This window comes from Microbacterium sp. (assembly GCF_011620665.1).
Taxonomy (GTDB): domain Bacteria; phylum Actinomycetota; class Actinomycetes; order Actinomycetales; family Microbacteriaceae; genus Microbacterium.
In genome coordinates, this window is the sequence record NZ_WOYQ01000022.1 from 1 (window position 1) to 19,536 (window position 19,536).

The window sequence follows — 19,536 nt, forward strand, 5'->3', positions numbered from 1 at the left end:
TGAAACTGAACTCCCCGCTCGCGAGCGGGGAGTTTCGCTTGCTCCTGGCATGTCGTTCTGGCGCGCGGCCTCGGCGCGTCCGTGGCCTCGCGACAAGGTCGCATTGTGATGGAGGTCCGCTTCGCGAAGGAGCTGCCACGCATCCAGCACTGGCTGGAGGTTGCCGCGTCGATCGTCGTCAACGCACGGCTGCTTCCCACGTCTCATCCTTACGCCATCGCGTCGCCGATGTAGGAGTACTTGACGAACACCTCGCCTGCCCAGCCGGCCTCGTCGAGGACACCCTGGACCGCGCTGAGCATGTACTTCGAGTCCCATCCCAGGTAGAGGTAGCTGCCGTCCGCCAGCTCCTCCCATGGCCCGTTCCATGCCATCTCCCGGTAGACCGGCCCGCCGCGCCGCGCGCTGAAATCGATCGCACTCTGGCGGGAGTCTGCCCAGAGGCGCTGGAAGATCCGATGGAAGAGGGAACGGACATCCTTCACCTCCCAGTGCTCGCCGCGGTACTCGACGTAGTCGAACTCCCGCTGCCAGCCACGCGGCCAGCCTCGGTGCACGCGCGCATCGAGAATGGGGGTCAAGTCGTCGTCGTCGATGCTGACGACCGCCGGCCTTCGCCAGACCTCCGTGAATCGATCGGTGAGCAGTTCGGTGCGGGCGGCGATGGATGCCGTGCCCCAGACCGGAACCTCGGCCAGCTCCCGCGTGGCCGCGAGTTCGCTGGCCGCGTAGAGAGGGCGCTTCGCGGGGAACGAGAGGTCGAACGCGCGGTCGGCGAGCTCGGGTTCGAGGAGCGCGAGGTTTCCCAGTGTGGGTGCCAGCGCCCGATGGCTGTTCTGTTCGTCGGCGGAGTAATCGGCCCACCTGCGTACGCCGTCGCCGCTCCAGTCGTCGCCGGGGGTGAGGGGAACGACGCGCTCGAGATCGAAGGAAGCCAGCGGATCGGCATCCGCGAGGCGTCCGAGCACATAGCGCGCGTAGGGGAGTTCGGAGTATTTGAGCGCCACCCGTGCGCGTTCATCCGATGGAGTGATGCGCGCGATCGCCCGGGTCAGCTGCGCGGGACCGGACTCCGCGGCGCGGCAGAGCCGCGCGATCAGCCGGTCGGTGGAGATGCCCACGACCGCGCGGCGCAGCAGGAGCGACTGCAGGTGGTCCAGCGCCGCCATGAGGTGCGCCCTGCTGAGGCGGCCGTGCACATGCGCGTCGAAGAGGTGCAACGCGAGCGGCGCCGTTTCGGGCCCAAAGGTGCTGAGACGCGACAACTGGCGGGAGAGGGCGGCATCCGGAGCTGCGGCCGGCTCACGCAGCATCCGGTAGATCTCCGCGTACTCTCGCCATTGCGCGGCGCGCCGGCGGAGAGTGTCGACGTCGAGGCGGGGGAACTCGCGGCGGAAGGCGTCATAGACCGCGCGTTCTGCCGTGGCGGTGATTTCGCGACCCGTCAACATGATGAGGTAATGCCGCCAGAACGCGCCGATCTGGTCGCCCGTGCACCCTTCGATCGGCAGCCAGTACTCGTTTTCGATCTCGCTCTGCTCGGCGTGTGAGAGGCCCATCAGCACGTAGTTGTGGATGAGTTCGTGATCGCGCAGCGGCTCACCCGTGGAGTTGAGACTCTCGAAGATCTGCTGTGCGTTGGCGTGCGGTCCCAGGGTGATCGCGACGTGCTCGAGGCGCTGCAGCCCGCGCCAGATGGCCGCCGCCTCGTGCGGGCGGATCTGGCTGCGAAAGAACGCGTAGTTGTCATCGAAGCGTGACTCGCGCCGCGCGTCTCCCGGCGTGCGGCGCCCGAGAACGACGCTCTCGAACACGTCGGCCCAGGCGCGGTGCGGACGCAGCTTCGTCCGGTCGGGGTCATCCGCACGCACGAGGACGCGGGCGAGTTCGGCGGCGAGATCGGGATCGTCATCGCGCAGCGAGTGGTGGAGGGCGGCGATCAGCAGCATGATGGTGGTGATCCGCTGCTGCCCGTCGATGAGCACGAGCTGTGCCTCATCCGCGCTGCCGGGGGAGGCGGTGGAGAGGATCGACCCGATGAAGTGGGTGTGCGTCTCGGTGGCGCCGGCGACCGCGCGCACATCGCTCAAGAGCTGCTCGCAGGCTCCGATATCCCACCGGTACTGGCGTTGAAACACCGGCACGAGGATGGTCGTGCTCGGAGCCGAGAGCCACGCGATCGTGTTGACCGCGGTCGCGTCGACGTGGGAAGCGGCGACACTCGTGACGGTGCTCATGTTCTCCGAATCGCTTTTCGCAGGCCTCGGACGAGTCTAATCGCGTTCACAAACCGCCTCGGTAGGCTGGCCTCAGCGGGACCTGTGAAAACGCGCTGGTCCTCTACGAAAGGGCAAGATCCACACCATGGGATACATCACCTCTGCAGCATTGGAAGAGACGGGCTACGTCGTCCTCGACCGCTACAACAAAGAGATCGACCCGAAGGAATGGCTCGACATCGAATATGTCGACTGGAAGTCCTCGGGCGACACCCGGTTTGCTCCACTGGCTTCGGCCAAGGGCGAGATCGAGTGCAACGGGTTCTGGAATCACAAGCCGCCGCGCACTGACAAGGACGGCGTCTGGATCGATTCGCAGACGGCCATCGCGCCCACGCTCACCGCGCGCGCGCTGGAGCCGGGCTCGAACGTCGGTCGCTGCCGCGTCATCGAACTGCAGCCCAACACCTATGCCGACTGTCTCTACAACCTGCACCAGGATGACAACAACCGATTGAACCCCGACGGCACCGGATGGGTCGTCCGGGGCTTCTTCAACCTCACCGACGACACGACGAGCTACTTCGTGCTGCGCGAGAACCGCACCGACCCGAGCGAGGAGACGCGCATCGCCCTGCCGGCCGGCGCGCAGCTGATCATCGACACCCAGCGGTTGTGGCACGCCGCCGCTCACTACGGGGATGAGCCGCGCTACTGCCTCATCACATCGTGGGAAAGCGGCCCCGAGCTCGACGCGTACATCGCGAAGTACAACGGCGTGAACAGGGTCGACAGTTTCCCCGTCGATCAGGAGGCGCTGGATGCCGGTCAGGCTGAGCAGTCCCGGCGTATCGCCGCGCGTGCGGCGGCGCTCGCGGCGCGGGGCCAGGCCGAGGTCAACATCATGAGCGAGGCGTAGGCACACTCCCGCGGCGTAGTCTCGAGTGGATACGGATGAGGAGGATCCCATGGCAGAACGCCAAGCCACCGTCGCGAGCAGCTCGGGGTTGCACGCGCGTCCCGCGAAGCTCTTCGTGCAGGCGGTCCAGCAGACCGGTGTGCCCGTGACGATCGCCCTCGAGGGCGGAGCAGATCTGAACGCCGGCAGCATTCTGAGCCTGATGGGTCTGGGTGCGACGCAGGGCACTGTCGTCACGCTCAAGGCGGAGGGGGAGGGCGCCGAAGCGGCGCTCGACACCCTCGCGGCCTTCCTCGAGACGGACCACGACGCCGAGGGCTGATCCTCGCACAACGATGGATGCCGCATCTCGCGCGAAGCGATCGGGATGCGGCATCCGCGCGTGCTAAAGGTCAGTGCTCTCGTTCGGATCGAGTGTGACGAACTCGCCGCCGCCCTGCTCGACCGCCCATTTCAGCCGGGCGCGGCCCATGTCCAGTCCGATCTGCGAAAGTGTCATGTCGTGTGTCGCGAAAGCGCGTCTCGGCGCGACGGCGAGGATGAAGTCCATCGCGTCGCCGATCTTCAGCCACGGGGCACCGACGGGCGCGGCCAGCAGGTCGACGTGCGCGTTTCCGGGGAGGTCGTATGAATCGCCGGGATAGTAGAACGCCTCGTTGACGAGGACACCGAGGTTGTCGATGACGGGGATCGACGTGTGGATCACGTTGTGCCGCCCGCCGAAGAAGGTCAGCGTGAAGGGCCCGGCGATGACGGTGTCGCCCGCTGCGACCACCGTGATCTCTTCGCCGGCGGCCGCTTCGGCCATACCCGCTGGGGCGTACACGGGGACGTCGGGGAACTGCTGGCGTATGCGGTGGAGATGCTCAAAGCTCCAGTGATCGGCGTGTTCGTGCGTGACCACGACGCCGACGAGGTGTCTCAGATCGGCGAGGGGGAGAGTGAACGAACCGGGGTCGATCAGCAGCATCCGGCTCTCGAGTTCGAGGCGGAGGCAGGCATGTTCGTGCTTGGTGACGTGCATGCGCCTCAGTCAACGCCGTGGCGCGCTCCTCGGCAACCCTCGGCACGATTTTGCCAAGGGTTGCCGGGCATGGCATAATCGAACGGTTGCCCTCGGATATGTCGAGGGAAGAGGCCCCATCGTATAGCGGCCTAGTACGCCGCCCTCTCACGGCGGTAACGCGGGTTCGAATCCCGCTGGGGTCACCAACTAAGAAGAAGCCCCCGGATCCCGTGATAGACGGGGATCGGGGGCTTTTTCGCGTCCTGCGTTCCCGCGCGGAGTCAGTTGTCGACGGGTGACGAACCCGCGGCCAGTGATCGGCGCGCGCGGATCGCGCGACGCACCGCCCAGATGACGAAGCCCGCGAGTGCCGCCACGGCGAGCCAGGGGAGCAGGAACCCGATCGCGACGACGATCCCGTTCACCGTCGCCACCAGCCCGTTCCACCCCGCGGTCAGTCCGTCGCCGAAGCCGGCGGGATCTGCGGCAACAGCCGGTGCCGGCTCGGTGAGCGTGATCGTCGCGCTCGACATGTCGACCTGACCCTCCAACCACGTCAGCTGCTGCCGGAGCGAGTCGAGCTCCGACTGGCGCGCCGACAGCGCAGACTCCGCCGTGATCAGGTCGGCCGTCGATGCGCTCTGCGCCATGAGCTCGGTCAACCGCGCGACCGAGCCTTCCAGCGCGGTGACGCGAGCCCGAAGGTCGACCGCTTCGGTCGTGACGTCCCGACGGTCGACCTGCGACGACGTGACCTTTCCCCACTCGCTCAGGCCGGACAGCGTCGCGGTGAGCTGATCGGACGGCACGCGCACGGTGATCCACGTGCCTGTCAGCAGTGGGGGGTAGATCTCGGGCACCACGGCGGCCGGGTCTATCGCCGAGGACGAGCCGATGCTCATCGTCTCGACGTAGCCGCCGGCGGCGACGGCGGCCTCTCCGATCGCCACGGCGGCCGTCGCGGCATCGTCGACTTCGACCGCCGCTGAGGCGGTGACGGCAATCTCGCGCAGCGCATCACTCTCGGCTGTCTCGGGGCCTGCCGAGTCTCGTGCGCCACCGCTGGTCTCGGTGACGCCGGACCCTGCGATGTCCGGTGCGGATGCCGGTGCCACCGCGGCCGAACCGGCGGTTTCGGTCGATCCCTGGATGCCGGGGAGCACGTGCGGCGCGATCACGGCGGCCACCGCGATGAGGGCCGCGGCCGCGGCACCCCCCATCCACCACCGCCCGCGCCTGACAGCGAGTTGCCGTGCGCGCTCGACCCGGGCGAGATCACCGGCGCGCTCGCTCGCAATCCGGGCGAACACGGCGTCCTCCATCTCTTCGACACGCTCATCGCTCAACGCGGGCAGCGCGACCTCGTCGGCTTTCATGTCCCCTCCGGTTCGATCGTGCTCCGCAGCTGTGTGCGGATGCGGGACAGGCGATTTCGGACGACCCCGTGGCTGACACCCAACCGATCGGCGGCGGCCTGATACGCGTAGCCGTCTGCGGCGCACAGACGGAAGATCTGCTGGTCGAGTTCGCTGAGCGCCCCCACTTCCTGCAGGACCCGTGCCACCAGGGCGGCGTCCATCACCTGACTCTCGATATCGATCGTCGCCGCCAGTGATTCGTCCGCCGCGCTCGTCAGGTGGGCGCGGTCGCGCTGCAGGCGTCGAATGCGGTTTGCGCACTGGAATCGGCAGATGGTCACCAGCCAGGGCAAGAGCGAATCGCCGACCAGATCGAGCTCCGGCAGCTTTCGCCAGGCGGCCAGGAACGTCTCCTGAGTGGCATCCTCGGCCTCCGGTCGCGAACCGAGCAATCCGTGCGCCACCCAGAACACCGGACGCACGTACGAGCGGTACAGCAGCCGGAAGGCGTGCTCGTTCCCCGCCGCCGCAGCGGCCACCAGCTCCGCATCGCTCTGCGTCACGCTGTCACCCATAACGTCCTCATCGTCGGGGAGATCCAACGTCTCCCGCTCTTACAGTGTCGTTTCGAAGTCGATCGTCTCAGATGGACGGCACGGTCCGTCGGCGGCTGTATTCTTGTCCGAGCGAGAGGGAGTATCCCAATTTCGCGCGTCCGTCAGTACGGGTCCCACCGAGGAGGCTCCGGGCGCGCGCCGCAAGCTGCGGGGGAGAGACTTTCGACGGTTCGTCATCCCTCCGAAAGGCCCGCATGGAACTCCCTGTCTGGTTCGAGATCGGCTCGCTTCTGCTGCTGACGCTCATCCTCGTCGCCGATCTGCTGCTGATCCTCCGCCGCCCCCACATTCCCTCCACCCGCGAGTCGGCGTTGTGGGTCGTCTTCTACGTCGCGCTGGCGCTGATCTTCGCGGCACTGATGTGGTATTTCGCGGGCGGCGAGTACGCGGGTCAGTTCATCGCGGGCTGGTTGACGGAGTACAGCCTCTCGATCGACAACCTGTTCGTGTTCGTGCTCATCATGGCCCAGTTCTCGGTCCCGCGCCGGTACCAGCAGGAAGTCCTGATGGTGGGCATCATCATCGCGCTGGTTCTGCGTGGCCTGTTCATCCTGGCCGGGGCCGCGATCATCGAGCAGTTCAGCTGGGTCTTCTACATCTTCGGAGCGTTCCTGGTCTTCACGGCCTGGCGTCAGGCCTTCCCCGGTGGCGATCACGACTCAGACGTGAAGCAGGAGAGCTTCATCGTGCGTCTGCTGCGGCGCACCGTCGACATCTCGGATGAATACGACGGCGCGAAAGTCCGCACGGTCGTCAACGGCAAGAAGATGTTCACCCCGATGATCATCGTGTTCGTCGCGATCGGGATGACCGACCTGCTTTTCGCCCTGGACTCGATTCCCGCCATCTTCGGCATCACACAAAGCCCGTTCATCGTCTTCACGGCGAATCTGTTCGCGCTGATGGGGCTGCGTCAGCTGTACTTCCTGCTCGGGGGTCTGCTCGACCGGCTCAAGTATCTGCACTACGGCATCGCGTTCATCCTCGGCTTCATCGGAGTGAAGCTCGTCCTCCACGCTCTCCACCAGAACGAACTGCCGTTCATCAACGGCGGCAAGTCGATCGAATGGGCCCCGGAGATCTCCACCTGGACGTCGCTGGGTGTCATCATCGTGTCGATGGCCGTCGCGACGGTCGCGAGCCTCATCGCATCCGCCCGCGAGGAGCGGGCTGCGCCTGCGATCACTGACGGAGAGTGAACGCGGCGTCGCTCATCACGGTGGTAATGTGACATCCGTGCGGATCGCTCGCCTTCTCCTTAGCGGCCGCGACGAGATCTCGTTCTGAGCCCACCCTCGTCGCGGAGTCCTTCGCGGGCGCATCCGACGTCAGAAGAACGAGACATCATGAGCATCGCCATCCCCGAGAATCCCCGTACGCTGGCCGAGAAGGTCTGGGACGACCACCTCGTCGTCAAGGGCGTGGACGGCCAGCCCGACCTCATCTACATCGACCTGCACCTGGTGCACGAGGTCACGAGCCCACAGGCCTTCGATGGCCTGCGCGCGGAGGGGCGTCCGCTGCGGCGCCCCGACCTGACGATCGCCACCGAGGATCACAACACACCCACGCTCGACATCGACAAGCCGATCGCCGATCTCACCAGCCGCGTCCAGATCGAAACTCTGCGGCACAATGCCGAGGAGTTCGGCGTGCGGCTGCACTCGCTCGGCGACAAGGAGCAGGGGATCGTGCATGTCGTAGGTCCGCAGCTGGGTCTCACGATGCCGGGGATCACGGTCGTCTGCGGTGATTCGCACACGTCGACCCACGGTGCATTCGGCGCGATGGCCTTCGGGATCGGCACGAGCGAGGTCGAGCACGTCATGGCGACTCAGACGCTTCCGCTGAAGCCCTTCAAGACGATGGCCATCACGGTCGACGGTGAGTTGGCGCCCGGCGTCAGCGCGAAGGACGTCATTCTGGCCATCATCGCGAAAATCGGCGCCAACGGCGGCCAGGGCTATGTGCTCGAGTTCCGCGGCTCCGCGATCCGATCCCTCTCGATGGAGGGGCGAATGACGATGTGCAACATGTCGATCGAGGCGGGTGCCCGCGCGGGGATGATCGCGCCCGACGAGACGACGTTCGCGTACGTCAAGGACAAGCCGCATGCACCTCAGGGTGCGCACTGGGATGAGGCCGTCGCGTACTGGCGGACCCTGCCCTCTGACGAGGGGGCGGTCTACGACGCCGAGGTGTTCCTCGACGCCGGCGAACTCGAGCCGTTCGTCACGTGGGGGACCAACCCGGGGCAGGGCGTGTCGTTGAGTGACGTCGTCCCCGACCCGGCATCCTTCACCGATCCCAATGAGCGGGCCGCCGCGGAGCGCGCCCTCGCGTACATGGACCTCACCGCGGGCACTCCGCTGAAGGCCGTTCCCGTGGATGCCGTTTTCATGGGCTCGTGCACCAACAGTCGCATCGAGGACCTCCGCCAGTTCGCGGCGATCGTCCGAGGCCGGCAGAAGGCCGAGGGCGTTCGCGTCATGGTTGTGCCCGGGTCGGCACGCGTGCGGCTTGAGGCCGAAGCTGAGGGGCTGGACAAGGTGTTCACCGACTTCGGTGCCGAATGGCGCTTCGCGGGCTGCTCGATGTGTCTCGGGATGAACCCCGATCAACTCGCTCCGGGTGAGCGCTGTGCGTCGACGAGCAACCGTAACTTCGAAGGGCGCCAGGGCAAGGGCGGACGCACGCATCTGGTCTCCCCGCTGGTCGCGGCCGCGACCGCGATTCTCGGCCGCCTCGCCAGCCCGAGCGATCTGCCGGTCGTGCGAAACGTTCAGGAACCTGCCGGAGTGGAGGCCTGACGTGGAGAAGTTCACCAGGCACACGGGGATTGCCGTGCCGCTGATGCGGTCAGCGGTCGACACAGACCAGATCATTCCGGCTGTCTACCTCAAGCGCGTCACGAAGACCGGCTTCGACGATGCCCTGTTCGCGAACTGGCGCCAGGACCCTGATTTCATCCTGAATCAGCCCGCTTACCAGGGTGCGTCGATTCTTGTCGCCGGGCCCGACTTCGGCACGGGGTCCAGTCGTGAGCATGCCGTGTGGGCGCTCAGGGACTACGGGTTCAGCGTTGTCCTGAGCGCGAAGTTCGCCGACATCTTCCGTGGGAACGCAGGTAAGCAGGGTCTTGTGACGGGCGTCGTTTCCGAGGCTGATATCGAGGCGATCTGGACGGCTCTCCAGGCTCAGCCCGGAATCGAGATGACCGTTGACCTGCAGGCGCGCACCGCGGTGGTCGGTGATCTGCGGGTCGGTTTCGACATCGACGATTACACTAGGTGGCGGCTCCTCGAAGGGCTCGATGACATCGGGCTCACGCTGCGCAACGAAGACAAGATCGCGCAGTTCGAGGCGCGCCGTGAGGCGTGGCGGCCACGGACGATCCCCGTCCCGTAGCCCGAAGCACGCTCCACACCAGGGGGCGAGGCTGTCTGCATCCTCCAGAAACAAGTGAGGTTTCCTCGATGAACACCCTCCTCAGCGAGTCCACGCCGCCCCGACCCGGGGGTGGCAGCGTCTCACCTGGCCAAGCGCTCACGATTCGCGGAGGACACCCGCTCTCGGGGCGCGTCACAGTCAAGGGGGCGAAGAACCTCGCCACCAAGGCGATGGTCGCGGCCCTCCTCGGTGAGACCGAGAGCGTGCTGCGCGATGTCCCCGACATCAGCGACGTTCACGTGGTCCGCTCGCTCCTCGAGGTTCACGGCGTGACCGTTCAGGACGATGGCGATGGTGTGCTTCGGCTCGACCCGAGCGGCGCGGTGTCGGCGCACTTCGACGAGATCGACGCACACGCGGGTGCCTCCCGGATCCCGATCCTCTTCTGCGGACCGCTTCTGCACCTGCTGGGTCAGGCCTTCATCCCAGACCTGGGTGGATGCCGGATCGGCGATCGCCCGATCGACTTCCACCTCGATGCCCTGCGTGCCTTCGGTGCGACGGTCGAGAAGCTTCCCAGCGGTATTCGACTGTCTGCGCCGGGGGGACTGAGCGGCGCGAACATCGCACTGCCGTACCCGAGCGTCGGCGCCACGGAACAGGTGCTGCTGACGGCGGTGCGCGCGAAGGGCACCACCGAACTTCGCAACGCGGCGATCGAACCCGAGATCATGGACCTCATCGCCGTCCTGCAGAAGATGGGAGCGATCATCTCCTATGAACCCAACCGGGTGATCTTCATCGAGGGCGTGGACTCATTGCGCGGCTACGACCACCGATGCATCTTCGACCGCAACGAGGCCGCCTCGTGGGCGTGCGCGGCGCTCGCGACCGACGGAAACATCTTCGTCACCGGAGCGAGGCAGCAGGAGATGCTGACGTTCCTCAACGTCTTCCGCAAGGCCGGAGGTGAGTTCGACATCACCGAGGAAGGCATTCGCTTCTACCGCGGGGGCGCTCTCAAGCCGATCGTCGTCGAAACCGACGTGCACCCGGGATTCATGACCGATTGGCAGCAGCCGCTCATCGTCGCTCTGACGCAGGCCGACGGCACATCCATCGTCCACGAGACGGTGTACGAGAACCGACTGGGCTTCACGCGAGCACTCGTGAAGATGGGAGCCGATATCGTCGTCCACCCGGAGGGCATCGCCAGTGCCGACCGTCGTGTTCCGCGCCGGGCACTCGAGCAGGCGGCCGTGATCACGGGTCCGACGCCGCTGCACGGTGCCGACGTCGTCGTGCCCGACCTTCGCGGCGGCTACTCGTACGTCATCGCCGCGCTTGCGGCGGAGGGCACCTCCATCGTGCGAAACGTCGACATCATCCGTCGCGGGTACGAGAAGTTCCTCGACAAGCTCACCGACCTCGGCGCCGACTTCGACGTCGTCGGGTGAACGCGGTGACAAAATCACCGGGTCGACGGATGTCGACCGAGAAATCTCGACCGAGCGTCTTCTGGCCGATGGCTGCGATCGTGGTCCCCGTCGTCGGATGGTTGGCGAAAGTCGAGATCATCGGTGAGGAACACCTCCCGGCGGAGGGGCCCTACGTGCTGGCCCCCAATCACTACAGTGAGTTCGACCCCCTTGTCCTCGCGGTCGCGACCTGGCGTCTGGGCCGCGCACCGCGGTTCATGGCCAAGGAGAGCATCTTCCGGGTGCCGGTGGTCGGTCGCGCCCTGCATGCCGCCGGCATGGTCCCGGTCTCACGGTCCTCCTCCGCCGCGGCCGTCAAACAGACACTTGCGCAGTCCGAGAGCCTCGTCGCGCACGGTCGCGGGGTGATCGTGTACCCCGAGGGATCCCTCACCCGTGACCCGGACATGTGGCCGATGCGGGGAATGACCGGAGCCGTCCGACTCGCGCTGGCCGGAGACATCCCCGTCATTCCAGTGGCCACGTGGGGGGTCCAGCAGATTCTCCCCCGCTACGGCACGTTCAGTCTGTGGCCGCCGCGCAAGCGGGTGCAGGTGCGGTTCGGGCCCGCGAGCGATCTGTCCGCTTTCCACGGCGCGGCGAACACCGCGAGTCTCGCCGCCGCGACCGACGTCGTCATGGCTGACATCTCGGTCCTTCTGGGCGAGCTGCGCGGGCTCACTCCGCCGGCGGAACGCTGGAATCCCGCGGCGCACGGGCAGAAGCGGACGGGCCGCCTTGACCCGTAGAATCGATCCGGCGCTGCCGCGGGTCGCCGTCATCGGCGCCGGGAGCTGGGGTACCACGTTCGGCAAAGTCCTCGCGGACGGGGGAGCGCACGTGGTGATGTGGGCGCGCCGGGCGGAGCTCGCCCAGGAGATCCAGGAGGGGAAGCGCAACAGCCAGTACCTCCCCGGCATCAACCTCCCGCGCACCATGTCGGCAACTGCGCATCTGCCCGAGGCGCTTGACGGAGCCAGCCAGGTGTACTTTGCGATCTCCAGTCAGGCACTTCGCCAGAATCTGAAGGCGGTGCGCCCCCTCGTCGCCCGATCAGAGGCCCCGATCGTTTCGCTCATGAAGGGTGTGGAGCGGCGAACGGGGCTCCGGATGAGCCAAGTCCTCGAACAGGAGCTGCGTTGTGATCCCGCGCGCATCGCCGTCGCGTCGGGTCCCAACCTCGCGCTCGAGATCGCGCGAGAGCAGCCCACTGCCGCCGTCATCTCCTCGACCAGCCGCGAGACCGCCGAGGCCGTCGCGCTCCGCTCACGTAACGCCTACTTCCGGACGTTCGTCAATACGGACGTCATCGGCACGGAGTTCGGCGGGGTGCTGAAGAACCTGATCGCCGTCGCGATCGGGATCGTCGACGGGGTCGGCTATGGCGAGAACACGAAAGCATCCATCATCACGCGCGGACTCGTCGAGATGACCGACTTCGCCGTCGCGCAGGGAGCCCAACCGGAGACCCTCCAAGGACTCGCTGGGCTCGGGGACCTGATCGCCACGTGCCAGTCGCCTCTCAGCCGCAACAACACCGCGGGACGCCTGCTCGGCCAGGGCTACAGCTTCCAGGACGTCGTCAAGCAGATGAACCAGACTGCCGAGGGTCTGGCCTCGGTCGCGCCAGTGCTTCAGCTGGCGCGCGAGGCCGGTGTGCAGATGCCGATCGTCGAACAGGTGAAGATGGTGCTGGACGGAACCATGAATCCGCGTGACATCGCACCGCACCTGACCACGGACGACAAGCCCGAGGGCGAGAGGACCCAGAATGGACAAGACGGCGGTGGCGGTGCTCTTCGGTGGTCGCTCCAGCGAGCACTCGATCAGCTCCGCAACGGCCGGGGGCGTGCTGCGCGCGATTGATCGCGAGCGCTACGAGGTGATCCCCATCGGGATCACCCGGGATGGCGCCTTCGTCCTCGAAGACGACGACCCGGCCAAGTTCACGCTCGACCCGCGGCACCTGCCCGATGTGCGCGACAACGGCACGCGCATCATCTGGCCGGATTCCGCGCTGTCGCGCGAGCTGAGGGTGAGGGATGCCGACGGTGTGCGCTCTCTTGGCGAGATCGATGTCGTCTTCCCCATCCTGCACGGCCGGTTCGGCGAGGACGGCACCATCCAGGGCTTTCTGGAGCTTCTGGATCTGCCCTACGTCGGAGCCGGTCTGCTGATGTCGGCCATCGGTATGGACAAGCACGCGACCAAGAGAATTCTGCGCGCGGCCGGTGTACCGGTCGTCCCCTGGGTGGCGGTCACGAGGCGTGACCTGGATCGTGATCGCGAGGCGTGGGACAGGCGGATCCGCTCTCTCGGGCTCCCGGCCTTCGTCAAGCCTGCACGTGCCGGATCGAGCGTCGGCGTCTCCAAGGTCTCGGATTGGAGTCAGCTCGACACCGCCCTCGCCACGGCGTTCGCCGAGGACCGTACCGTGCTGGTCGAGCGGGCCGTGGTCGGACGCGAGATCGAGTGCGGAGTGCTCGCGGGCCGGGACGGCGCGTCGCCACGGGTCAGCGTTGCGGGCGAGATCGTGATCACGGGACGTGACTTCTACGACTTCGAGGCGAAGTATCAGGGCGCGGCGGGCGTTGACCTGGTCTGCCCTGCCGACCTCGCGCCCGCCGACCTTGCCGAGATGCAGCGTATCGCCGCGGCCACGTTCGAGGCGGTCGGCGGCGAGGGGCTCGCCCGCGTCGACTTCTTCTTCACCGGCACGGAGTTCTTCGTCAACGAGGTGAACACGATGCCCGGCTTCACAGCGATCTCGATGTTCCCCACGTGCTGGATTGCTTCCGGCATGACCTACGAAGAGCTCATCAGCGAGCTGATCGACCTCGCCAGTGTGCGCTGATGCCGCGTCATCAGCTCGCGGGGCGCTCCGTACACACGCTGCCATCGGCCGGCAGCTGCTGCACGGCGGTGCCGAGCGCATCGAGAACCGTGCGGGCGCTGACGACGTCGTAGTCGAGGTACACCTCGACCGCGGGCGTGCGCCCGAACGTCGTGAATCGATAGCTCGGTGCCTCTGAGTCGTCGATGAGCCAGTCCACCCCGCCCGCGCTTTCGCACGGCAGGGGCGACGGCCCGGGCGCCTCGACCCCGCACGTGAGGAGCACTGCCGTCGGCGTTCCCCAGGCGCCTGTGGCCTGCGTGTCCGTCCACCTTCGCCCCTGGCCGTCGAGGGTGTCCGGCAGCCGCACCGTCACGGCTGCGCATGCCGGATCGTTCGCGCCTTCGGCCGGTGCCATCGCGACGGTGGCGCTGCAGCCGGTGAGGCCCGACGCGAAGACGACGGCGGCGGCGAGCAGTACGGATGAACGCAGTCGGAACACACGTCCAGGCTACCGTGGAGGGATGATGACCCGACGCGAGCCGACCGTGGGCGACCTGTCCGAGCGCGCGCTGCTGACGCGGATCCTCAACGTGGTCGGAGATGCTTCGCAGGCCGACGTCGGCCCGGGTGACGATGCCGCCGTGATCACCGTCCCGGATGGCCGTGTCGTTCTCACGACCGATACGCTCGTGCACGGTCCGGACTTCCGGTTGGCCTGGTCCACCGGATACGACCTGGGCTCGAAGGCCGCGGCCGTGAACCTCGCCGATGTCGCGGCGATGGGTGCGCGCCCCATCGCGCTGCTGGTCGCGCTCGCCCTGCCCGATACGCTTCCCGTCGCGTTCGTCGATGAGCTCGCCCGGGGCCTTCGTGCAGCCTGCGACCGCCTCGCGCCCGGGTGCGCGATCGAGGGCGGCGACCTCACCGTCTCGGACACCCTGACGATCGCGGTGACCGCGGCCGGTGTGCTGGACGGCGCCGCGCCTGTGCTGCGCTCGGGAGCCCGGCCGGGCGACACCGTCGCCGTCGCGGGCGAGCTCGGCGCCGCGACGCGGGGACTCGCGCTCTTGTTCGATCGATTTCGCACGGCCGACGGCATTCCGGTGGAGGTGGATGCCGGCCTGCTCACCGAGGCCGAGCGTGCCGACCTCGCGGCGCAGCTGCGCCCCGCGCCCCCGATCGCGCTCGGGCCCGTGGCCGCCCGCGCCGGCGCGAGCGCGCTCATGGACGTCTCGGACGGGCTTCTGCTCGACGCCACCCGCATGGCGGACGCGTCGGGTGTCACCATCGCCCTCGACGGACCACTGGGCGACGATGCTCTGCGGGGCGGCGAGGATCATGCGCTCCTGGCGTGCTTCCCGACCGCGGCGGCGCTGCCGGCGGGATTCTTGCGGATCGGCGCGGTCGCACCGCGCGGCGAGGCCGCGGTCACGGTGGCAGGTGCCGCGCCATCCGGACGCAGCGGCTGGGACCCATACCGCGATTGGGACACGCAGCGCGGGTGAGTCAGTCTGCGAGCGCCCACCACAGCGTCGTGTCACCGTACCTCTTTGAGCGGTCTGGGGTGAGCCCCGGCGGAAGGGTCGGCGTGGGCGAACGCGACGACCGCTCGATGATCACCGCGGCTCCGGCGCTGAGTCGCGGCCCCAGCAGCGTCAGCGTGGCGGCGAGTTCGGGCTCGCCGACTTCGTACGGCGGGTCGAGGAAGACCAGATCGAAAACGGCGGCTGCGTTCCGCAAGAACATGTCCGCGCTCGTCTGATGCACGCGGATGAGCGCGTCGGGCATCACGCGGCGCAGCGCGCGCGCATTCCGGTCGGCGACCCGCGCGGCGCGCGGCGACTTCTCCACGAGGTCGCAGCGCGCCGCGCCGCGACTGATCGCTTCGAGGCCGAGCGCACCGGAGCCGGCGTACAGGTCCAGCACGACTGCATCGTGCAACAGATCCGCCGACTCGAGCGAGCCGAACAGCGATTCGCGGACGCGGTCACTCGTCGGACGTGTCCCGGCATCCGGCACGACGAGGGCGAGCGACCCGGCGCGTCCCGCGATGATTCTCGTCACAACGACACCATAGCCAGCCCGCCCGGCGGCGCGACGCGGATTCGGCGCGCAGCCGCCATCGGACGGGCGCCCCGCATTTCCCTGGCGAGGATGGTGGGAGCAACACTGTCACACGGCGTCTCTAGACTCGTCCCATGCCCGCCGTGAGCCTTGAGACGCGCCTTGAGGGCGTGGTGGGCGGTAAGACCGCGACGGCGCTGACGCGGGCCTTCGGGATGGTGACCGTCGGTGATCTCGTCGACCACTATCCCCGTCGCTACGCGCGCCGCGGCGAGCTCACCCCCATCGCCTCACTGCCCGTGGGAGAGCAGGTCACGATCGTCGCCGAAGTGAAAAGCGTCGCGACGCGGCCCATGCGCCAGCGCAAGGGCTCGCTGCTCGAGGTCCTCATCAGCGACGGCGCGGGCACCCTGAGTCTCACGTTCTTCAACCAGCCATGGCGCCAGAACGAGCTGGCCGTTGGGCGACAGGGGATCTTCTCGGGCAAAGTCGGCGAGTTCAGGGGGCAGAAGCAGTTCGCGCATCCGGACTACCAGCTCTTCGACGATGAGGATGCCGCTCGACTCACCGCTGTTGCTCATCAGAATGAGCCGATCCCGATCTATCCGGCGACCAGCACCGTCAGCAGCTGGGATATCGCGAAGACGATGAAAGTCGTCCTCGACACGCTGGAGGACGTGCCTGATCCGCTGCCGGACGACTTCCGGCGCGCGCAGGGCCTGCTCGATGCACGCACTGCGATCGAGCGCATCCACCGCCCCGACTTTCCCGACCAGATCGAACTCGCCCGCGAGACCCTGCGCATGCACGAGGCCTTCGTTTTGCAGGCGGCGCTGCTGCAGCAGCGCCAGTTCGTGCGGGCCATGGCGGCGACCGCACGCCCGGCGGGTGATCTGCTGGCCCGGTTCGACGCCCGGCTCCCGTTCGCGCTGACACCTGACCAGGCCGTCGTCGGTGAGCGCATCGCTGCCGACCTCGAGGCCGCGTGGCCCATGAACCGGCTCGTGCAGGGTGAAGTCGGCTCGGGGAAGACACTCGTCGCGCTCCGCGCCATGCTGCAGGTCGCACAGTCCGGTGGACAGAGTGCGCTCATCGCGCCGACCGAAGTGCTCGCCGGTCAGCACCTCCGCTCGATCACCAGGATGCTGGGGCCGCAGCTCGCGCCAGAGCTCATGCCGATGCTCCTCACGGGGCAGCTGTCCGCCGCGGAGCGCCGAAAGGCGGCGTTGCGCGCCGCGGCGGGCCAAGCCCGGATCGTCGTGGGCACCCACGCCCTGCTGAGCGAATCGACGACCTTCGCCGACCTGGGGCTCGTGGTCGTCGATGAACAGCACCGGTTCGGCGTCGAGCAGCGAGAGAGTCTGCGTGCCAAGGGGACATCCCCGCACGTGCTGGTACTGACGGCGACCCCGATCCCGCGCACGGTCGCCATGACCGTGTTCGGTGATCTCGACGTCTCGACGATCCGCACACTGCCCAGCGGGCGTGCGGGGATCACGAGCCATGTCGCGCCACTCGCGGAGAAGCCGGCGTGGTTCCCGCGGGTGTGGGAGCGGGTCGCCGAAGAGGTCGCCGCCGGCCACCAGGCATTCATCGTGTGCGCATCGATCGATGCCGAAGCCACCGCGAAGGCCGGCGCTGAATCGGGTTCCGACGCACCGCCGCTCGAGGGAGAGCAGGAGCGCACGCGGTGGGGCGTCGTGCAGGTGCACGCCCTGCTGGCCGACCACCCCGCCTACGCTCACATCCGGGTGGAGATCCTGCACGGAAAGCTGCCGGGCGAGCAGAAGGATGCCGTCATGCAGGCGTTCGCGCGGGGGGAGATCGACGTGCTGATTGCGACGACCGTGGTCGAAGTCGGCGTGGACGTGGCGAATGCATCGGCAATGGTGATCCTCGAGGCGGACAGGTTCGGGGTCTCGCAGCTGCACCAGCTGCGAGGCCGCGTCGGTCGCGGCGGAGTTCCCGGCATCTGCCTGCTCGTGACCGAGGCGCCCGCAGGGACTCCCGCCCGCGCGCGCGTCGAGGCCGTCGCCGCGACGACCGACGGCTTCGCATTGGCCGAGGTGGACCTCGAGTTGCGCGGTGAGGGCGACGTCCTCGGCGATGCGCAGTCCGGTGTTCGCTCGTCGCTCCGCCTGCTCCGCGTCGTCGCCGATGCCGACCTCATCGCGCTCGCGCGCGCGGCCGCCGAGCGTGTGCTCGCCGATGACCCCGCTCTGCTCCGGCACCCCGGCTTGGCTGCGTCGATCGGCCGCCGTGTCGGCCGGCAGGAGCGCGCGGCACTGGCCAAAAACTAGGATGGTGCCATGAACAACCGCATCGCTGTGGCCCCAGGCTCATTCGACCCGCCGACGCTCGGCCACCTCGATGTGATCCGCCGCGCGGCGGCTCTCTACGACGAGCTGCACGTTCTGGTCGTGCACAACCCCGGTAAGGAAGCGATGCTGCCGATCGCTCAGCGTCTCGCGCTTCTTGAGCAGTCGATCGCCGAAGAGCGCATCGAAGGCAATGTGATCGTCGCCTCTTGGAGCATGGGACTGCTCGTGGACTATGCGCAGGATGTCGGTGCCGGCATCCTGGTGAAGGGCATCCGATCCCAGGTCGATGTCGCGTACGAGACTCCGATGGCGATCGTCAACCGGCACCTGGCGGATATTGAAACCGTGTTCCTCCTGCCCGACCCTGCGCACGCGCTGGTCTCGAGCTCTTTGGTGCGTCAGGTCGCCGCCCTCGGCGGCGATGTGTCACCGTACGTCCCGGCCCCCGTGGCGCGGTTCCTCGACACCGGCAGTGGACGCTGAGCGCTGCCGCCCCCGGGCCATCGTCCAGCCTGCGGCCGCTAACATGGCGTCGTGGTCAGAAGAAGGCATGTGAGCGGTCCGTTCATCTACCCGGTCCGCGACATCGTCGGGCATCCCGGCGAGATGCGCGAGTTCCAGAGCACGACTGAAGTACCGGAGAAGTGGGGCGAAGGTCTCGTGTCCGTTCCGCAGGGCGAGACGCTCGAGCTCGCGGTGCGGCTGGAGTCGGTGCACGAGGGGATTCTCGTCACCGCCGACATGGCGACCGAGTACTCGGGGGTCTGCGGGCGGTGCCTCACCGATATCGTTCAGCCGCTGGAGGTCGAGTTTCAGGAGCTCTTCGGGTATCCTGGGGAGGAAGTGACCGACTTCGACGTTCAAGACGACCACGTGGATCTTGAAAATCTGGTCAGGGATTCGATCGTCCTGTCGCTTCCGTTCCAGCCGGTGTGTCAGCCGGATTGCCCCGGCCTTGATCCGGCCACGGGCGAGAGGCTGACCGCAACAGCCGCGCCGGAGATTCCGATCGACGAGCGCTGGGCCGCGTTGAAGGCCCTCACCCCAGACCAGGATGGCGAGGCTCCCCGCCGCGCCGTCTCCGACACAGAGAAGAGCTAGCCATGGCAGGTAACCCCCCGAAGCGGAAGGTCTCCCGCTCCAACACCCGTTCGCGTCGCGCGCAGTGGAAGGCGGCCCCGATCGCGCTCGTCAAGACGATCGAGAACGGCAAGGTCGTTTACAGCCGCCCGCACCAGGCCAAGGTCGTCACCGACTCGCAGGGCACCGAGCTGTTCCTCGAGTACAAGGGGCGCAAGGTCGCCGACGTCTGATCATCGCGGCATAGC

21 protein-coding genes and 1 tRNA gene are annotated in these 19,536 nt (G+C 67.5%); 16 read left to right on the forward strand and 6 right to left on the reverse strand.

Annotated features, from left to right (window positions below; all coding sequences use genetic code 11):
- The first annotated feature begins 105 nt into the window (after nt 1–105).
- Nucleotides 106–234 (forward strand): hypothetical protein, encoded by a 129-nt coding sequence (locus QZV81_RS03290; protein WP_292832459.1) that lies wholly within the window; start codon nt 106–108, stop codon nt 232–234.
- On the opposite strand, the gene QZV81_RS03295 is transcribed toward QZV81_RS03290, so the two are convergent.
- Nucleotides 210–2,237, reverse strand: coding sequence for a DUF262 domain-containing protein (locus QZV81_RS03295; protein ID WP_292832462.1), 2,028 nt, complete (start codon nt 2,235–2,237; stop codon nt 210–212). The genes QZV81_RS03290 and QZV81_RS03295 overlap by 25 nt on opposite strands.
- 127 nt (nt 2,238–2,364) lie before the next feature.
- Between QZV81_RS03295 and QZV81_RS03300 the strand changes: the two genes are divergently transcribed.
- Both QZV81_RS03300 and QZV81_RS03305 read left to right on the forward strand, forming a co-directional pair.
- Nucleotides 2,365–3,138, forward strand: a complete 774-nt coding sequence (locus QZV81_RS03300; protein ID WP_292832465.1) for a hypothetical protein — start codon at nt 2,365–2,367, stop codon at nt 3,136–3,138.
- 49 nt (nt 3,139–3,187) lie between these two features.
- The gene (locus tag QZV81_RS03305) at nt 3,188–3,460 is read left to right on the forward strand and encodes an HPr family phosphocarrier protein (RefSeq protein WP_292832468.1); all 273 of its coding nucleotides are present in this window, start codon (nt 3,188–3,190) and stop codon (nt 3,458–3,460) included.
- Nucleotides 3,461–3,523: 63 nt separating this feature from the next.
- Here QZV81_RS03305 and QZV81_RS03310 read toward each other — a convergent pair whose 3' ends face one another.
- A complete protein-coding gene (locus QZV81_RS03310) occupies nt 3,524–4,162 on the reverse strand; it encodes an MBL fold metallo-hydrolase (RefSeq protein WP_292832471.1) in 639 nt (212 codons plus the stop codon).
- A 112-nt stretch (nt 4,163–4,274) separates the two neighbouring features.
- Between QZV81_RS03310 and QZV81_RS03315 the strand changes: the two genes are divergently transcribed.
- Nucleotides 4,275–4,350: transfer RNA gene (locus QZV81_RS03315), tRNA-Glu, on the forward strand.
- A 75-nt stretch (nt 4,351–4,425) separates the two neighbouring features.
- Here QZV81_RS03315 and QZV81_RS03320 read toward each other — a convergent pair.
- Complete coding sequence (locus QZV81_RS03320) at nt 4,426–5,520, reverse strand: DUF4349 domain-containing protein (RefSeq protein ID WP_292832474.1); 1,095 nt, start codon at nt 5,518–5,520, stop codon at nt 4,426–4,428.
- Nucleotides 5,517–6,077 carry a sigma-70 family RNA polymerase sigma factor gene (locus QZV81_RS03325; RefSeq protein ID WP_292832477.1) on the reverse strand — a complete coding sequence of 187 codons (561 nt, stop codon included), beginning with the start codon at nt 6,075–6,077 and terminating at the stop codon, nt 5,517–5,519. The genes QZV81_RS03320 and QZV81_RS03325 overlap by 4 nt, the downstream gene beginning before the upstream one ends.
- A gap of 236 nt (nt 6,078–6,313) precedes the next feature.
- Between QZV81_RS03325 and QZV81_RS03330 the strand changes: the two genes are divergently transcribed.
- The 7 genes from QZV81_RS03330 to QZV81_RS03360 all read left to right on the forward strand — a co-directional run bounded on the left by QZV81_RS03330 (nt 6,314) and on the right by QZV81_RS03360 (nt 13,841).
- A complete protein-coding gene (locus tag QZV81_RS03330; RefSeq protein ID WP_292832480.1) occupies nt 6,314–7,318 on the forward strand; it encodes a TerC family protein in 1,005 nt (334 codons plus the stop codon).
- 147 nt (nt 7,319–7,465) lie between these two features.
- Nucleotides 7,466–8,929, forward strand: a complete 1,464-nt coding sequence (leuC, locus tag QZV81_RS03335) for a 3-isopropylmalate dehydratase large subunit (RefSeq protein ID WP_292832484.1) — start codon at nt 7,466–7,468, stop codon at nt 8,927–8,929.
- A gap of 1 nt (nt 8,930) precedes the next feature.
- Nucleotides 8,931–9,527, forward strand: a complete 597-nt coding sequence (gene leuD, locus QZV81_RS03340) for a 3-isopropylmalate dehydratase small subunit (RefSeq protein WP_292832487.1) — start codon at nt 8,931–8,933, stop codon at nt 9,525–9,527.
- A 68-nt stretch (nt 9,528–9,595) separates the two neighbouring features.
- Nucleotides 9,596–10,966, forward strand: coding sequence for a UDP-N-acetylglucosamine 1-carboxyvinyltransferase (murA, locus tag QZV81_RS03345; RefSeq protein ID WP_292832490.1), 1,371 nt, complete (start codon nt 9,596–9,598; stop codon nt 10,964–10,966).
- Between the two features lie 29 nt (nt 10,967–10,995).
- The gene (locus QZV81_RS03350; RefSeq protein WP_292832493.1) at nt 10,996–11,736 is read left to right on the forward strand and encodes a lysophospholipid acyltransferase family protein; all 741 of its coding nucleotides are present in this window, start codon (nt 10,996–10,998) and stop codon (nt 11,734–11,736) included.
- Nucleotides 11,726–12,853 (forward strand): NAD(P)H-dependent glycerol-3-phosphate dehydrogenase, encoded by a 1,128-nt coding sequence (locus QZV81_RS03355; RefSeq protein WP_292832496.1) that lies wholly within the window; start codon nt 11,726–11,728, stop codon nt 12,851–12,853. The genes QZV81_RS03350 and QZV81_RS03355 overlap by 11 nt, the downstream gene beginning before the upstream one ends.
- Complete coding sequence (locus QZV81_RS03360) at nt 12,759–13,841, forward strand: D-alanine--D-alanine ligase family protein (protein WP_292832499.1); 1,083 nt, start codon at nt 12,759–12,761, stop codon at nt 13,839–13,841. Before QZV81_RS03355 ends, QZV81_RS03360 begins: the two co-directional genes overlap by 95 nt.
- 10 nt (nt 13,842–13,851) lie before the next feature.
- On the opposite strand, the gene QZV81_RS03365 is transcribed toward QZV81_RS03360, so the two are convergent.
- Nucleotides 13,852–14,322: a DUF3515 family protein gene (locus QZV81_RS03365; RefSeq protein ID WP_292832502.1), complete on the reverse strand. Its 471-nt coding sequence runs from the start codon at nt 14,320–14,322 to the stop codon at nt 13,852–13,854.
- A gap of 22 nt (nt 14,323–14,344) precedes the next feature.
- Between QZV81_RS03365 and thiL the strand changes: the two genes are divergently transcribed.
- Nucleotides 14,345–15,328, forward strand: a complete 984-nt coding sequence (gene thiL / locus QZV81_RS03370) for a thiamine-phosphate kinase (protein ID WP_292832505.1) — start codon at nt 14,345–14,347, stop codon at nt 15,326–15,328.
- A 1-nt stretch (nt 15,329) separates the two neighbouring features.
- Here thiL and rsmD read toward each other — a convergent pair whose 3' ends face one another.
- Nucleotides 15,330–15,887 carry a 16S rRNA (guanine(966)-N(2))-methyltransferase RsmD gene (rsmD, locus tag QZV81_RS03375; RefSeq protein ID WP_292832508.1) on the reverse strand — a complete coding sequence of 186 codons (558 nt, stop codon included), beginning with the start codon at nt 15,885–15,887 and terminating at the stop codon, nt 15,330–15,332.
- 134 nt (nt 15,888–16,021) lie between these two features.
- Between rsmD and QZV81_RS03380 the strand changes: the two genes are divergently transcribed.
- The 4 genes from QZV81_RS03380 to rpmF all read left to right on the forward strand — a co-directional run bounded on the left by QZV81_RS03380 (nt 16,022) and on the right by rpmF (nt 19,521).
- Nucleotides 16,022–18,187 (forward strand): ATP-dependent DNA helicase RecG, encoded by a 2,166-nt coding sequence (locus QZV81_RS03380; RefSeq protein WP_292832511.1) that lies wholly within the window; start codon nt 16,022–16,024, stop codon nt 18,185–18,187.
- A 9-nt stretch (nt 18,188–18,196) separates the two neighbouring features.
- On the forward strand, nt 18,197–18,691 hold the full coding sequence (coaD, locus tag QZV81_RS03385; protein ID WP_292832514.1) for a pantetheine-phosphate adenylyltransferase: 495 nt from the start codon (nt 18,197–18,199) through the stop codon (nt 18,689–18,691).
- 69 nt (nt 18,692–18,760) lie between these two features.
- Nucleotides 18,761–19,309: a YceD family protein gene (locus tag QZV81_RS03390; RefSeq protein ID WP_292832517.1), complete on the forward strand. Its 549-nt coding sequence runs from the start codon at nt 18,761–18,763 to the stop codon at nt 19,307–19,309.
- A 2-nt stretch (nt 19,310–19,311) separates the two neighbouring features.
- Complete coding sequence (rpmF, locus tag QZV81_RS03395; protein ID WP_105668338.1) at nt 19,312–19,521, forward strand: 50S ribosomal protein L32; 210 nt, start codon at nt 19,312–19,314, stop codon at nt 19,519–19,521.
- Nucleotides 19,522–19,536: the final 15 nt, after the last annotated feature.